The sequence below is a fragment of the Enterobacter sp. PTB genome (genome assembly GCF_051130085.1).
In the GTDB taxonomy this organism is placed as follows: Bacteria; Pseudomonadota; Gammaproteobacteria; order Enterobacterales; family Enterobacteriaceae; genus Enterobacter; species Enterobacter ludwigii.
In genome coordinates this window covers 1-321 of the sequence record NZ_JBDKEE010000158.1, presented here as the reverse complement: position 1 = coordinate 321, position 321 = coordinate 1, and the positions used below count along the sequence as shown (strand labels likewise).

Below are 321 nucleotides of genomic sequence, written 5' to 3'. Positions count from 1 at the left end.
GCTCGATGTAACGCTCTATGGCGTGGGTGGTGATCCGGTAGTGGCGATAGTAGACGGAACCCGAGAGACTCATGTGGGGCTCTGCCGGATAGGCCGGCATTGCTACCGACTCGATTGTGTTCATTGCCTTGCCTCCCGCTTCGCTGTTTCGTAGGCTCGCTGCACTTCTTTTGGTCGGCCGGAAATAGCGGTCTTCATGAAAATGCAACCTCGATGTTCACTGATAACTTCCGGCGTCAGAAGCTGAACGGTATCGACAACCCGGCTATGTTTGCTGCGCTCAAGGATGGTGCTGGTGATCGTTACTGTTGCCACCGCGCC

1 protein-coding gene is annotated in these 321 nt (G+C 55.8%); it reads right to left on the bottom strand.

What is annotated here, in order from left to right; translation table 11 throughout:
• Nucleotides 1–120: 120 nt before the first annotated feature.
• The coding region (locus tag AAIR21_RS28075) for a hypothetical protein (RefSeq protein WP_434682866.1) at nucleotides 121–321 on the bottom strand (201 nt) is incomplete at its 5' end.